At 68.6% G+C, this 13,234-nt stretch carries 16 protein-coding genes; 10 read left to right on the forward strand and 6 right to left on the reverse strand.

The window, feature by feature from the left end; all coding sequences use genetic code 11:
* Positions 1–9: 9 nt before the first annotated feature.
* The 3 genes from VMT65_RS29155 (at position 10) to VMT65_RS29165 (ending at position 2,145) form a co-directional block, all read left to right on the forward strand.
* Positions 10–441 (forward strand): acyl-CoA thioesterase, encoded by a 432-nt coding sequence (locus tag VMT65_RS29155; RefSeq protein ID WP_326311914.1) that lies wholly within the window; start codon positions 10–12, stop codon positions 439–441.
* A gap of 13 nt (positions 442–454) precedes the next feature.
* Positions 455–1,129 carry a hypothetical protein gene (locus tag VMT65_RS29160; protein WP_326311689.1) on the forward strand — a complete coding sequence of 225 codons (675 nt, stop codon included), beginning with the start codon at positions 455–457 and terminating at the stop codon, positions 1,127–1,129.
* 287 nt (positions 1,130–1,416) lie between these two features.
* Positions 1,417–2,145 carry a dienelactone hydrolase family protein gene (locus VMT65_RS29165; RefSeq protein WP_326311690.1) on the forward strand — a complete coding sequence of 243 codons (729 nt, stop codon included), beginning with the start codon at positions 1,417–1,419 and terminating at the stop codon, positions 2,143–2,145.
* A 26-nt stretch (positions 2,146–2,171) separates the two neighbouring features.
* On the opposite strand, the gene VMT65_RS29170 is transcribed toward VMT65_RS29165, so the two are convergent.
* Positions 2,172–2,489: an AzlD domain-containing protein gene (locus VMT65_RS29170; RefSeq protein WP_326311691.1), complete on the reverse strand. Its 318-nt coding sequence runs from the start codon at positions 2,487–2,489 to the stop codon at positions 2,172–2,174.
* Positions 2,490–2,613: 124 nt separating this feature from the next.
* The gene (locus VMT65_RS29175) at positions 2,614–3,384 is read right to left on the reverse strand and encodes an AzlC family ABC transporter permease (RefSeq protein ID WP_326311692.1); all 771 of its coding nucleotides are present in this window, start codon (positions 3,382–3,384) and stop codon (positions 2,614–2,616) included.
* A gap of 74 nt (positions 3,385–3,458) precedes the next feature.
* Here VMT65_RS29175 and VMT65_RS29180 point away from each other — a divergent pair, with 74 nt between their 5' ends.
* The gene (locus tag VMT65_RS29180) at positions 3,459–4,052 is read left to right on the forward strand and encodes a helix-turn-helix domain-containing protein (protein WP_326311693.1); all 594 of its coding nucleotides are present in this window, start codon (positions 3,459–3,461) and stop codon (positions 4,050–4,052) included.
* Positions 4,053–4,220: 168 nt separating this feature from the next.
* On the opposite strand, the gene VMT65_RS29185 is transcribed toward VMT65_RS29180, so the two are convergent.
* Positions 4,221–4,952: an HNH endonuclease gene (locus VMT65_RS29185; RefSeq protein WP_326311694.1), complete on the reverse strand. Its 732-nt coding sequence runs from the start codon at positions 4,950–4,952 to the stop codon at positions 4,221–4,223.
* Between the two features lie 282 nt (positions 4,953–5,234).
* Between VMT65_RS29185 and VMT65_RS29190 the strand changes: the two genes are divergently transcribed.
* From VMT65_RS29190 to VMT65_RS29210, 5 genes are all read left to right on the forward strand, one after another.
* Entirely contained in the window at positions 5,235–5,648 is a 414-nt protein-coding gene (locus VMT65_RS29190) for a globin (protein WP_326311695.1), read from the forward strand.
* Between the two features lie 134 nt (positions 5,649–5,782).
* Entirely contained in the window at positions 5,783–7,378 is a 1,596-nt protein-coding gene (locus VMT65_RS29195; RefSeq protein WP_326311696.1) for a glycoside hydrolase family 13 protein, read from the forward strand.
* A gap of 77 nt (positions 7,379–7,455) precedes the next feature.
* Positions 7,456–7,734, forward strand: coding sequence for an aa3-type cytochrome oxidase subunit CtaJ (gene ctaJ / locus VMT65_RS29200; RefSeq protein WP_326311697.1), 279 nt, complete (start codon positions 7,456–7,458; stop codon positions 7,732–7,734).
* Positions 7,721–8,188, forward strand: a complete 468-nt coding sequence (locus tag VMT65_RS29205) for a DUF5130 family protein (RefSeq protein WP_326311698.1) — start codon at positions 7,721–7,723, stop codon at positions 8,186–8,188. Before ctaJ ends, VMT65_RS29205 begins: the two co-directional genes overlap by 14 nt.
* A 132-nt stretch (positions 8,189–8,320) precedes the next feature.
* The gene (locus VMT65_RS29210) at positions 8,321–8,788 is read left to right on the forward strand and encodes a helix-turn-helix domain-containing protein (RefSeq protein ID WP_326311699.1); all 468 of its coding nucleotides are present in this window, start codon (positions 8,321–8,323) and stop codon (positions 8,786–8,788) included.
* A 66-nt stretch (positions 8,789–8,854) separates the two neighbouring features.
* Here the strand turns inward: VMT65_RS29210 and VMT65_RS29215 are convergent, their stop codons facing one another.
* Both VMT65_RS29215 and VMT65_RS29220 read right to left on the reverse strand, forming a co-directional pair.
* The gene (locus tag VMT65_RS29215) at positions 8,855–9,445 is read right to left on the reverse strand and encodes a ClpP family protease (protein WP_326311700.1); all 591 of its coding nucleotides are present in this window, start codon (positions 9,443–9,445) and stop codon (positions 8,855–8,857) included.
* A 36-nt stretch (positions 9,446–9,481) separates the two neighbouring features.
* Entirely contained in the window at positions 9,482–10,084 is a 603-nt protein-coding gene (locus VMT65_RS29220; RefSeq protein ID WP_326311701.1) for a ClpP family protease, read from the reverse strand.
* A gap of 178 nt (positions 10,085–10,262) precedes the next feature.
* On the opposite strand from VMT65_RS29220, the gene VMT65_RS29225 reads away from it, so the two are divergent.
* On the forward strand, positions 10,263–10,397 hold the full coding sequence (locus VMT65_RS29225; protein ID WP_326311702.1) for a hypothetical protein: 135 nt from the start codon (positions 10,263–10,265) through the stop codon (positions 10,395–10,397).
* Between the two features lie 96 nt (positions 10,398–10,493).
* On the opposite strand, the gene pepN is transcribed toward VMT65_RS29225, so the two are convergent.
* On the reverse strand, positions 10,494–13,085 hold the full coding sequence (gene pepN / locus VMT65_RS29230) for an aminopeptidase N (protein WP_326311703.1): 2,592 nt from the start codon (positions 13,083–13,085) through the stop codon (positions 10,494–10,496).
* Positions 13,086–13,234: the final 149 nt, after the last annotated feature.

A 13,234-nucleotide genomic window follows, 5' to 3' on the forward strand; every position in this document is an offset into this window, starting at 1 on the left:
GCTGAATCACTGCCGGTGTCGGAGCCCAAGCGGTTCCACACCAAGGTGGAGGTGCGGTGGTCGGATATGGACGCCTTCCAGCACATCAACCATGCCCGCATGGTGACCCTGCTGGAGGAGGCCCGCATCCCGTGGCTGTTCCTCGACGAGCGACCGACCGTCAAGCTGCGGACCGGGTGTGTGCTGGCCGACCTGCGGGTGCAGTACAAGGGCCAGCTGCGGCACGAGGATTCGCCGCTGGACGTGTCCATGTGGATCGAGCGGCTGCGGGCCGTGGACTTCACCGTCGGCTACGAGGTGCGCGCGGCCGGTGCCGCGCCCGACTCCCCGCCCGCGGTGATCGCCTCCACGCAGCTGGCCGCCTTCGACATCGACACCCAGCGCCTACGCCGTCTCACCACCGCGGAACGGGACTACCTGGCGCTGTGGCTGGCCGACTGACCAGAGATCGATCGTGTCGGGAGACCTGACCCTGCACGTTCCGGATCCCGCGGAACGAGAGAATCTGGCCACCTTCATATCGCACGCGGTACGTCTCGACCCGGCGGCCGTCATCCGGCTGCGCCGCCGGGGTGACCGCTACGTCTCCGCTTGGGCGGCCACGGGATTCGAGGCCCTCGCGGTGCGCACGGTGGTCGCCGAACTCGGCATGGACGACGTGACGGTCGGCGGGGACACCATCCTCGCCGGCCTGCACGGCCCGGACGCCGGTCGGGCGTTCGGGCTCGGCTATGCCATGGACTCCGCGTGGCGGACCGCCCTGCCGCCCGAGGCCGGGTTCGTCCACGTCGACGACGTGCCCGCGCGCATGCTCGTCGAATTGGCCGAGCGCGGAGCCGAATTGGCGCAGGAGCACGGCAGCCAGCACGGTCCGCCCGCTGCGCTGCTGGACCAGACGGTGCTGACCGTCTCGGGCAGCGGCGAGCGGGTGGAGGTGCCGATGCGGGTGGTATTCGCCTTGGCCGCCATGGATTTCATTCCGCACGGCGGTGACAAGACCGCCTCGCGCCGCATCTCCGTCGACGAGATCGTACGGGTGCGGGCGGCCCGCACCTGGCTGCGGCTGGATGCCCGCTACGGGTCGGTCGCGCGCCGTCGGGGACCGGCGCTGCCGCTGCTCCCGCGCTGAGCCCGCCGGGCCTCCCGTCTCGTCGCTCGAACCGGCCCCCAATGCACGGGGCACCGAATATCCTGGCTCGTATAGCTTTTCGAGCCCGGATACGTTCGAGGTGATTCGAACGCAACCGCCGGGGAGGGGCGATCACCATGACGATTCTGAGAAGCATTCTGGCTGGCGTGGCGCTGGGCATCGCATTGTTGGCTCCGGCCTTCGGGCCCGTGGTGGGCGGCTGAACATAACCCTCGGCTCCGCCACAAGGATTGGTCGACCCGCCGGGTCCGCATTACGTTGGCGGCATGACCGATGCCGCGATCGTGACCGAGTGGATCGACCTGAAGGTCGGCAGTGCCGTGATGAGTGCCTATGTCGCCCGACCGGCCGAACCGGGGCGGTACCCCGGAGTCGTTGTGGGACACGAGATCTACGGTCTGCACGACACCGCCCGAGCGGCCACCGACCGGCTGGCATCCCTCGGCGCGATCGCCGTCCTGCCGGACCTGTTCCACCGGGTGGCCCCGCGCGCCGAACTGACACTGCACGTCGACCGCGAGCGTGGCCTGGAACTCTTGCGCACCCTGAACCGCCCCGAGGTGGTCGACGATATTTCCGCCTGCCTCGACGAATTGCGCCGCCGCGGAGCGGTATCGCTGAACATGGTCGGCTTCAGTGCGGGCGGCCACGTGGCGTACTACGCGGCGACCCAGCTGCCCTTGGCCGCCACCGCCGCCTTCTACCCGGGCTGGCTCACCAATACCGACGTCCCGCTGTCCACGCCCGAACCCACCGTCGAAGCGACCCCGGGCATCACCGGCCGAATCGCGCTGTTCTTCGGCGGCGAGGACCCGCTCATCGACGCCGAGGCCCGCGACGAACTGGAAGCGGCCTTGAGCGCCAACGACATCCAGCACGAGATCGTCGTCTACGACGACGCCCCGCACGGCTTCCTCTTCCCCGGCCGCGATTCCTACCGGCCGGAGTTCGCCGAGGATTCCTGGACTCGCCTCGCGGACCTGCTGCGCGATTGAGCGCGCTTCGAGCGAGCGTTCGTCCGTCAGTGCACGCCGAGCATACGTAGTCCGGCGGTGACCACGGCCGCGGAGACGATCACCACCAGCAAAGGCGCTCGCTTCCACGCCAGCCCGGCCGCGACCAGCACGCCCGCGGGTAGCGCCCACCCGAATTGGCCACTGCCCGTGGGCACCAACGTGGTGACCGCGAGCGCGGTCAGCAGGACCACCGAGGCGATTTCCAGCAGCCGAATCGTGCGCGGCGAGATCTTCACCCGGCTGCGCAACAGCGGCCCGGCGAAGCGAAACGCGAAGGTGCCCATGGCCAAAGCCATGGCACCCAGCAGCAGAGTCTTGGTCATCGGTCCACACCCCGTACGCGGCTTCGACAGGGGCTGGCCGGTGCCGCGCCAGTTCGTTCGGGCGCGGCTGTCAGCGCATGGACGCGATTCGGCGCGACGTGGAGCATGCGGTCGACCACGGTCGTCACGCGGACGCGGTTGTCGCGGCCGCGGATTCGTTCGCGGCATCGAGTTCGTGGCGACCCGTCGCGGCGTCGAGTTCGTGATCATCCGCGTCGGCGGCCACACGACCCGCGCGGCGGACGACCAGCAGCACCGCGGTCAGGGCCAGGAGCACCGGCAGGCCCGCGCCGAGGAACGGGGTGGTCGCCGCGGCCACCGCCGCGCCCGTGAGAGCGGCTGTGCGGGTGAGGGGTTCGCGCAGGGCCGGGATCACGAGGGAGAAGAGCACGGCGGGGAACACGGCATCCAGGCCGAAGGCATTGGGGTCCGGGACCACCGAGCCGAGGATCGCGCCGATGGCCGCGCCCAGGGGCCAGGCGGCGAAGACCGCGAGGCCGCACAGCCAGTAGGCGGCCCGTCGACGGTCGCGATCGGGCTGGGCCATGGCCATGGCGACCGATTCGTCGTTCATGACGTGGGTGCCGAGCAGTCGCCGCCAGCCCGTGCCGACCACGTCGGGGACCGACAGCCCGTAGGGGAGGTGCCGTGCGTTGACCAGCAATCCGGCCAGCACGGCCGCGACCAGGCCGCCGCCCGCGGTGAGAATGCCGATGAAGACGAACTCCGACCCGCCCGCGACCACGGCCACGCTCATGAGTACCGGCAACCAGCCGGGCAATCCCGAGGTCACGGCGGTGGCGCCGTAGGATACGCCGATCATGGCGACTGCCAGGCAGATCGCCGCGATACCTGTGATCACACCCCGATCGAGTGTTCGCCATGCCGAACGCATGTTTTCTATAATGAACACATCGGGTCGGGTTCGTCAAAGGGGCACCCCGACGTCCCGGTACTGTGAAACTCATCATGACCCAGCCAGACAGCTCCGTGCCGGTGTCTCCCCAGGAGGCACCCGAGTCTCCCCAGGAGACCATCGCCGCGGCCCTGCGCCGGGAGCGCGCCCGCTCCGGACTCTCGCTGACCGAGGTCGCCCGCCGCGCGGGCATCGCGAAATCCACACTGTCCCAACTGGAGTCGGGCTCGGGCAATCCCAGCATCGAAACGCTGTGGGCGCTGTGCATCGCGCTGGACATCCAGTTCTCCCGGCTGCTGGATCCGCCCAGCCCGCAGGTTCAGGTCATTCGCGCGGGCGAGGCGCCATCGCTGGCATCCGGGCAATCCGAGTACCGCATCGCGCTGCTGGCCGCCTCGCCGCCGTCGGTGCGCCGCGATATCTACCGCCTGACCGCGGAACCCGGTTACCCCCGGGAGTCCGATCCGCATTCGCGCGGCGTGGTCGAACACGTCGTCCTGTGCGTCGGCCGTGCCAAGGTGGGCCCCGCCGAGGCTCCGGTCGAACTCGCCCCTGGCGACTACATCTGCTACCCGGGTGACATGCCCCACGTCTTCGAGGCGCTGGAGCCCGGCACCTGGGGAATGCTCATCAGCGAATACAGCTGACCGCGAATCCGAGGGGCAGCACCGCCGTGCGCTCCGCCATGCGGGCAGCGCACTCGAGCGGAACCCATCGCGGGACCGAGCGGGCAGGAGCGCGTGACTTTCTCCACGTGCCTGCTGGCCCTCGAGCCGGTCTCTCCGCGGGTTCGTGACAGGCCTACCCGTGTGGGCTCAGGCCGCGCCTTCGCCGAGGTACTGCAGCCAGGTCGGGTCCAGTTCGGAACTGGCCGACAGCAGACGCCAGTGCGGACCCTTGGGGGCGACCATCGGATGGTGCAGATCCCAACCCAGCTCGCTCAGGAGTTTGTCGGCCTTGCGGTGGTTGCACGGCGCGCACGAGGCGACGCAGTTCTCCCACGAGTGCGCGCCGCCGCGGCTGCGCGGAATCACGTGGTCGATGGTCTCGGCCTTGCCGCCGCAGTAGGCGCAGCGGTAGCGGTCGCGGTGCATGAGGGCGGCGCGGGTCATGGGTACCCGTGCCCGGTAGGGGACGCGCACGTAGTTGCGTAGTCGGATGACCGAGGGGAGCGCCACCGAGGCCCCGGCGGAATGCACGACCGGACCCTCCGGGTTGTCGTGCACGGTATCGGCCTTGTCGCAGATCAGCAGCACGATGGCGCGGCGCGCGGACAGGGCGGTGAGCGGCTCGTACGTGGCGTTCAGAAGCAGCACGCGGCGTTTGGCCCAGGCGGGAACGGGTGCTGCGGTGGGCGGATGATGCGAATGCTCGCGATGGTCGCCCGGATGGGCAGGCTCGGGATGAGCGCCCGGGTGATGCTCGGCATGAGAATGGTCGGACAGTAAGTGCAGCGGAGTAGCCCCCGACCCACGATTGTGGACGTCGGCGGGCTGGAGTTGTCGATGCGTCCGCGCCTCGTGTCGGGCGCCGTGCCGCTGCTTCATGGGCCATACCCCGGTTTCGTATTCGTCCGATTGTGTGGTATCTCGGCAGACTGCCACCCAGTTGACCATGACTCGGCGCACAATGCACGGTGATTTCACACATTGTCGGGCACATTCGGATGAACGGGACGTGACAATCTTGCACCCCCGCGCGGCGTGCGTCGAGCAACTCGTGTCGATGTGCTGAGCGGTGTACAAACGGACACCGGTCGGAGCCGCCGCGGCGGCGGTTTCGGCCCGCTCAGGGATGCGGTCCGGACGGAATCGGCGGGAGTGGGCAGAATGGGTGTCGTGACTTCGGGCGAGCAGACTGCAACTTCCTTCTACGAGGCCGTGGGCGGCGAGGAGACCTTCCACCGGATCGTGGCGGCCTTCTACCGCGAGGTGGCCGAGGACGAGGTATTGCGGCCGCTGTATCCGGAAGCGGATCTGGGTCCCGCCGAGCGACGGCTGCGCATGTTCCTCGAGCAGTACTGGGGCGGCCCCCGTACCTATTCCGACGAGCGCGGCCACCCGCGCCTGCGCATGCGGCACATGCCGTTCAAGGTGGGTCCGATCGAGCGCGACGCCTGGCTGCGGGCCATGCACATCGCGGTGGCGGAGATCGAGCCGGAGGTGCTCGACGACGCGCACCGGCAGCAGCTGCTCAACTACTTCGAGATGGCCGCCAATTCGCTCATGAACTCGCCTTTCTGAATTCGTTTCGTAGAAGACGCAGCGCCCCACAGCGATTCCGCTCGATGACGGCCGCGCGCTGATCATTTGCTGAAACTGGACAAGTCCCGCCGACGGGCACGCGAAAGTCGGTGTGCTTTGGCACCATTACGGCTGTGACTGATATTTCCGCCGGGGCCGGGGGCGGGACCGCGCAGGTCCCGTGGTGGCGATCGGCCGTGTTCTACCAGGTTTATCCGCGTTCCTTCGCGGACTCCGACGGCGACGGGGTCGGCGATCTGGGCGGGTTGCGCGACAAGCTCGGCTATTTGGAGTTGCTGGGGGTGGACGCGCTGTGGATCTGCCCGGTGATGCGCTCGCCCATGGCCGACGGCGGCTACGACGTGTCCGATCCGCGCGATATCGATCCGCTGTTCGGCGGTATCGCGGCGCTGGACGAGATCATTCTCGAGGCGCACGACCGGGACATGCGGGTCACCATGGACCTGGTGCCCAATCACACCAGCGATCAGCACCCGTGGTTTCGGGCGGCGCTGGCGGCGGGGCCGGGGAGTCCGGAGCGGGCGCGGTATCACTTCCGGGACGGGCGCGGGCCCGACGGCGCTGCGCCGCCGAACAATTGGCCGAGCATCTTCGGCGGCCCGGCCTGGACCCGGGTGACCGAGGCCGACGGCAGACCCGGGCAGTGGTACCTACATATTTTCGCGGCCGAGCAACCCGATCTGAACTGGGAAAACCCGGAGGTCGCGGCCGATTTCGAAAAGACCCTGCGCTTCTGGCTGGAGCGCGGCGTGGACGGTTTCCGGCTCGATGTCGCGCACGGCATGGCCAAACCCGAGGGCCTGCCCGATATGGCCCGCCTGCCCACCCGGATGCTGCACCTCGACGACGATGATCCGCGCTTCAACAACGCTGGCGCGCACGAGATTCACCGGCGCATCCGCAAGGTGATGGACGAATACCCGCACGCGGTCTCGATCGGTGAGGTGTGGGTCAACGACAATGTCCGGTTCGGCGAGTACGTGCGTCCCGACGAACTTCATCTGGCCTTCAACTTCCGACTGGCCCAGACCCCCTTCGAGCCGGACCGGATTCGTGAGGCGGTGGAGAATTCGCTGATCGCGGTGGCCGGGGTCGGGGCCTCACCCACCTGGACACTGTCCAACCACGACATCGAGCGCGAGGTCACCCGCTATGGCGACGGCCCGGTCGGCCAGGCGCGGGCGCGGGCGATGATCATGCTCGAACTGGCGTTGCCCGGGGCCGTATTCGTCTACAACGGAGCCGAATTGGGGCTGCCCAATGTCGACGATCTGCCCGAGGCGGCCCTGCGGGACCCGACCTGGGAACGCTCCGGCCACACCGAACGCGGTCGCGACGGCTGCCGGGTGCCGCTGCCATGGGAGGGTGACCGCCCGGCGTTCGGATTCACCACCGGCACACCATGGCTGCCCATGCCGCCCGGATGGGCGCTGCTGACCGTGGAGAAGCAGCTGGAGCGGCTGGATTCGATGCTGTCGCTGTATCGCATGGCCATCGAATCGCGGGCCGTGCGGCCGGAATTCGCGGGTGGGCTGGAGTGGTACGGGAGTCCGCCCGGCTGTCTGGCGTTCCGGCGCGAGGGCGGTTTGCTGTGCGTGCTCAATGCCACCGACGCCCCGATTCTGTTGCCCGCCGGGGACGTCATCCTGTCGAGCGCGCCCATCAGCGGAAGGAAACTTCCGGCAAACTCGACTGCCTGGCTCGTCTGAAAGGCGAATATTACGACACGGTCGCACTACCCCTTACCGGTCGTAGTAGTCGCGGCCGCATCGACTACCGTTGGGCCGTGAGCATTCTCCAGACAGTGCTGATCTACGTCGGCATCCCGGTCGCGATCTATCTGGTGATCGCCGGTTTGTCGTTCCTCGGCAAGCCGCTGCCGGGCAAGAAGCCGGCACACTATGAACTCGGTGAGAAGTGGACCCAGCCCCCGGTGCTGTGGAGCGCGACCGACGAGGTGACCGTCGCCGGCCACCACGACACTGCTGATTCGCATGGCAACCATGCGGCTATCGACTCCGCCCCGGCGGACCTGATCGGAGGCCGGGCAAGTGGCAACTTCTAATTGGCCCGCGGTGAACCAGGCCGACCTACCTCACGGCTACGCGATCACCACCAGCGGCCGGGTCTCCGGTGTGCACGAGGCGGGCGATCTGTTCAACGACGCCCCGTTCACCGACCGCGAGCGGCTGCTCATGGACAACGCTCTCACCGATGCCACCCGCGCCACCAAGGTGCGCTTCAACATCTACATCGGTGACCTGGGCGCCGACGCCGCCGCCGGTGCCGACGCGCTGTTCCCCGGCACCCCCGAGGCCGCGCGCTCGGTGCTGATCGCCGTGGACCCGAACACCAGCTCCGTCGAGGTGCGCTCCGGCCGCGACGTCGCCGAACGCGCCAACGACCGCGTCTGCCAGCTCGGCGCGACCGCCGCCACCAGCTCCTTCCGTCAGGGTGAGCTGATCGACGGCCTGGTCTCCGCCGTGCGCGTGATGGCCGCCGCCATCGGCCGGGTGTAATCCGCCGAAGAAGTCCAGCCCCGAATCCGTACAGATTCGGGGCTGTTTCATTTCCACCCCGGAAGTCCCGGCCCGTTCGCCCTCAGCAGATCGGGGCGCGGTGGCGAAGCGGGGGCACTTAGGCTCGGGGTTATGGCCGAGCATCCGCGTTTGACAGCTATTCCCGGTGGCCTCGACGAGACCGGACGGGGGGAGCGGCGCGGTGTCGCGCCCGCTCGCGATGCGGGTGTCGCGCCCGCTCGCGAGGTGTCCGGGCGTGAGCGGCCAGGTTCGGTGCGGCCGGACGCCGGGCGTGAGCCGCTGTGGCGCGAGGCGCTCGGAGCCCAATTGCGTTCGCGGCGCTTGGAATTGGGGGAGAAGCTCACCGAAACCGCTGGGCGGGCCGGTATTTCGCCCCAGTACCTGTCCGAGGTCGAGCGCGGCCGCAAGGAACCCTCGAGCGAGATGATCGCCGCGTTGGCGGGTGCGCTCGGCACCAGCCTGAGCGGCTTGACTCTGAGGGTGGCCGAGGAGCTGCGCAACCGTCAGCTGGCCTCGTTCACCCGTACGGCCGCCCCGCAGCGGTACTCCGGCCAGGCCATGCTGTCACTGGCCGCCTGATTTCACGAACATGTACCGGGCGCAAGCCTTCTCGGCTTTCGTATGCCCGATACATGTTCGTCTTGGTCAGTTGCGGGGGCCGAGGATGGTGTCGGCGAGGCCGTAGGCGAGGGCGGCTTCGGCGGTGAAGACGCGGTCTCGGTCGGTGTCGCGGCGCAGTGTTTCGGGGGATTGGCCGGTGTGGGCGGCGAGGATGGCCTCGACCTGGGCTCGCATGCGGACGATTTCGTCGGCCTGGAGGATGAGGTCGGGAATGGTGCCTTGACCGCGAATCGCCGGTTGGTGCAGGACGATTCGGGCGTGCGGGAGGACATTGCGGCGGCCCTTCGCGCCACCGGCCAGCAGGACCGCGCCCACCGCGATGGCCTGGCCCACGCAGGTGGTGACCACGGGGGATTGCAGGTGCTGCATGGTGTCGTAGATGGCCAGCATGGCCGGCAGGTCGCCGCCCTCGCAGTTGATGTAGAGGTTGATGTCCTGGCCGGGGCTCTCGGCGTCCAGGTGCAGCAGTTGGGCGATGAGGGCGTTGGCGACGCCGGAGTCGATCGGCGTGCCCAGGTAGACGATGCGCTCGGTCAGCAGGTGCGAGTAGACGTCCATGATGCGTTCGCCGCGCGGGTCGCGGGCGATGACGTTCGGGATGGTGTAGCTGGTCATGCTGTGCCTCCTGGAAATGGGCGGGGCCGCAGGTGATTACGCCGAGATGCCCAGGCGTGGACGGTCGGGGATGACCTGGTTGAAGGACTCCACGATGCCGTCGATGAAGCCGTATTCGCGGGCCTGCGTGGCGGTGAACCAGCGGTCGTGCAGGGAGTCCTCGAAGACGCGGTCGTAGGGCTGCCCGGTGTCCTCGGAGATGCGGCTGAGGATGGTCTGCACGGTGTAGCGCAGGTCGTCGGCCTGTACCTCCACCTCGACCGCGCTGCCGCCGATCCCCGCGGAGCCCTGGTGCATGAGGATGCGGGCGTGCGGGAGGGCCAGCCGCCGCCCGGGCGTCCCGGCCGACAGCAGGAATTGCCCCGCGCTGCAGGCCAATCCGAGCGCGAGGGTGGAGACCTCGCAGGGGATCAGGCGCATGACGTCGCGGATGGCGAGCATGGCCGGTACCGAACCGCCGGGGGAGTGGATCCACAGCGAGATCCCGGCGTCGGGATCCTCGGCCGCCAGCGTCAGGAACTGGGTCATGAGCAGTGCGCCATTGTCGTCGTCGAGCTGGCCGTCGAGCACCAGCACCCGGCGGGCGTAGAGCTGTTCGCGGGTCCGCCAGTTGAACATCGGGGTCTTGTTCTCTGCCATGACTTCACGGTGCCGCACACCGCCGGCGAAAGCCCGGCCGCGCTGCTGTCGGCAGATCCGCTCACAGCAGCGGGATTCGGGACCCAGGAATCGGGGGCACCGGTTCGACGGTCTTCAAAGCGTGGGTTACGAGCCCTACTGTCCTGGGCGGTCGGGAAATTCGGGAAAGGACCAACGCATGAACTTCGTCGCCACCTCCACCGGCAGTGATGTCGGCAACCTGGCTGCCGCCCTGCTGAAGCTGCTGGGCATCACGTCGATGTGCACCATTTCGGCGAACTGGGTCGGGTGCAACCCCACCCAGATTTGGTAGGGGCACGACTACCCGATTTCTGGGTGAAAAGGGCGACAGCCCCTCCCGCGCACGGGAGGGGCTGTCGCCCTTTTCGAAAGGTGTTGCCGCCGTGTCCTAGCCGCAGTCGAAGGCGCGGGCGCGCAGCGAGCGCTCGATGCCCGCCTTGCCCTCGAGCACCAGGCGGCGCAGGGCGGGCGGGTGGTCCCCGGCGAGGAACTTGTCGGCGACCGCCACCGCCTCGTCGGTGATGGCCCAGTGCGGGTAGAGGCCGACCACGACGGTCTGAGCGACCTCGCTGGAGCGGCGCTCCCACACCGAGGGGATCTCGGCGAAATACCGCTCCACATAAGGCGTCAGCAGCTCGGCCTGGCCCGCGGGTGCGAAGCCGGCGACGATGGCGCGGGTGGTGATGTTGGCGACCGAGTCGTCGTTCATCACGGTGTCCCACGCCTGCTCCTTGACCGCGGCCTGCGGGCGGGCGGTCGCGGCCGCGGCGGCCTGGCGGCGGCCGGCGGCGGTGTTGTCGCGCGCCAGTTCCTCGTCGATGAGCGGGGTTTCGATGCCGTCGGAGTCGATGGCCCCGGCCGCCGCGAGCGCCTGGGTGAGTCGCCAGCGCAGATCGGTGTCGACGGTCAGTCCCGACAGGCCCACGCCCTCCGGATCACCGGCGAGCAGCTGCCGCAGCACCTGCACGTGCCGGTCCGCGAGCACCGCGCCGGTGAGCGCGTTGACGAACGCCAGCTGGTGATCCGAGCCCGCACCCGCTGCACGCGCCAGCTCCAGCAGCCGGTCGGCGTAGGCGGGCCAGCCCTGCGCGGTCGCCCACTCCGGGTCGGCGTAGGCGCCCAGCGCGGTGCTCGCTTGCATGAGCAGCCGTTGCACGACGCCGATTTCGGTTTCCGCGCCGACGCCGCGCTGCACCAGAGCCACGAAGTCGCGGGCCTTCATCTCGGCCTGGCGGGTCATCTCCCAGGCGGCCGACCAGGCCAGCGTGCGCGGCAGCGGTTCGGCGATATCGGCGATGCGCGCCACCACCGTCTCCAGCGAGTCGGCGTCGAGGCGGACCGAGCAGTAGGTGAGGTCGTCGTCGTTGATCAGCACGAGCTTGCCGCGGCCGACGCCGACCAGCTCGGGCACCTCGGTGCGCTCGGCCGGGTCGATATCGAGCTCGACGCGCTTGGTGCGCACCAGCTTTCCGTCCTGGTCGTCGTAGACGCCGATGGCCAGGCGGTGCACGCGACGCTCACCGGCGCCGGGCTCCGCGCCCTCCTGGATGACGGTGAAGGAGGTGAACTTCCCGTCCGCGTCCACGGTGAAGTCGGGGCGCAGGATGTTCAGGCCGGTGGTCTTGAGCCACTGCGCGCCCCAGTCCGACAGGTCGCGACCCGACGCCTTCTCCAGCGCGCCGACCAGATCGTCGAAAGTGGCGTTGCCGTAGGCGTGTTCGGTGAAGTAGTCGCGCAGACCCGCCAGGAACGGCTCCTCGCCGACGTAGGCGACGAGCTGCTTGAGCACGGAAGCGCCCTTGGCGTAGGTGATTCCGTCGAAGTTGACCTCGACGGCGGCCAGGTCCGGGATGTCGGCGGCGATGGGGTGGGTGGAGGGCAGCTGGTCCTGCCGGTACGCCCAGGACTTCTCCACATTCGCGAAAGTGGTCCAGGCATTGGTGTATTCGGTCGCCCCGACCTGGCACAGCACCGAGGCGAAGGTGGCGAAGGACTCGTTCAGCCACAGGTCGTCCCACCACTTCATGGTGACCAGGTCGCCGAACCACATGTGCGCCATCTCGTGCAGGACGGTCTCGCAGCGGCGCTCGTAGGAGGCGCGGGTCACCTTGGAGCGGAACACGTAATCCTCGAGGAAGGTGACCGCACCGGCGTTCTCCATTGCGCCCGCGTTGAATTCGGGCACGAACAGCTGGTCGTACTTGCCGAAGGCGTAGGGCACACCGAAATTGGTGTGGTAGAAGCCGAAGCCCTGCTTGGTCTCGGTGAAAAGCCGTTCGGCGTCCATGAATTCGGCCAGCGAGGCGCGGCAGTAGATGCCGAGCGGGATCTCGCCGTGCGAATCACGGTAGGTGTCGGTCCATTTCGCGTACGGACCGGCGATGAGCGCCACCAGGTAGGTGCTCATGCGCGGGGTGGTGGCGAAGGTGTGGCGGACCACGGTGCCGATCTTGTGGGTGTCGACGACCGCGCCGTTGGAGATGACCTCCCAGTCCTCGGGCGCGGTGACGATGACGTCGTAGGTGGCCTTGAGGTCGGGCTGGTCGAAGCAGGCGAACATGCGCTTGCAGTCGGCGGTTTCGAACTGCGAGTACAGGTAGACCTTGTTGTCGGTGGGGTCCACGAAGCGGTGCAGGCCCTCGCCGGTGTTGGAGTACTCGCCGTCGGCCTCGACGACGAGCTCGTTGCTGGCGGCCAGGTTCGGCAGGACCAGGCCCCGCTCCTCGTCGTAGCCGCTGACGTCCAGGGCCACGCCGTTGAGGACGGCCGAGCGCACGCCCGCGCCCACGAAGTCGATGAAGGTCTGCGCACCCGGGGTCGCGGTGAAGGTCACCGTGGACTTGGTGTGGAAGCTCTCCCGGCGCGGTTCCTCGGCATTGGTGGGCTGACCGGTCAGATCCAGTTCGACCCGGTAGTTCTCCACCTGGACCGTCGCGGCGCGTTCGATCGCCTGCTCGCGGGTGAGATTCGGTGCGGACAAGGGGGCTCCTTCGCTCTCGGAGAACTACTGCCGTGCAGGTGCACCCGGCTCGCCGGGCGGCGCTGCCCGCGGTCCGGTGCGTGATGCGGTGTTCCCCACAATGCCATGTCCGGGTGGTCGGAGGTGGTGGGTACGCTGTGCGCGGCAGC

This window comes from Nocardia sp. CDC153, assembly GCF_035818515.1.
Lineage (GTDB): Bacteria > Actinomycetota > Actinomycetes > Mycobacteriales > Mycobacteriaceae > Nocardia.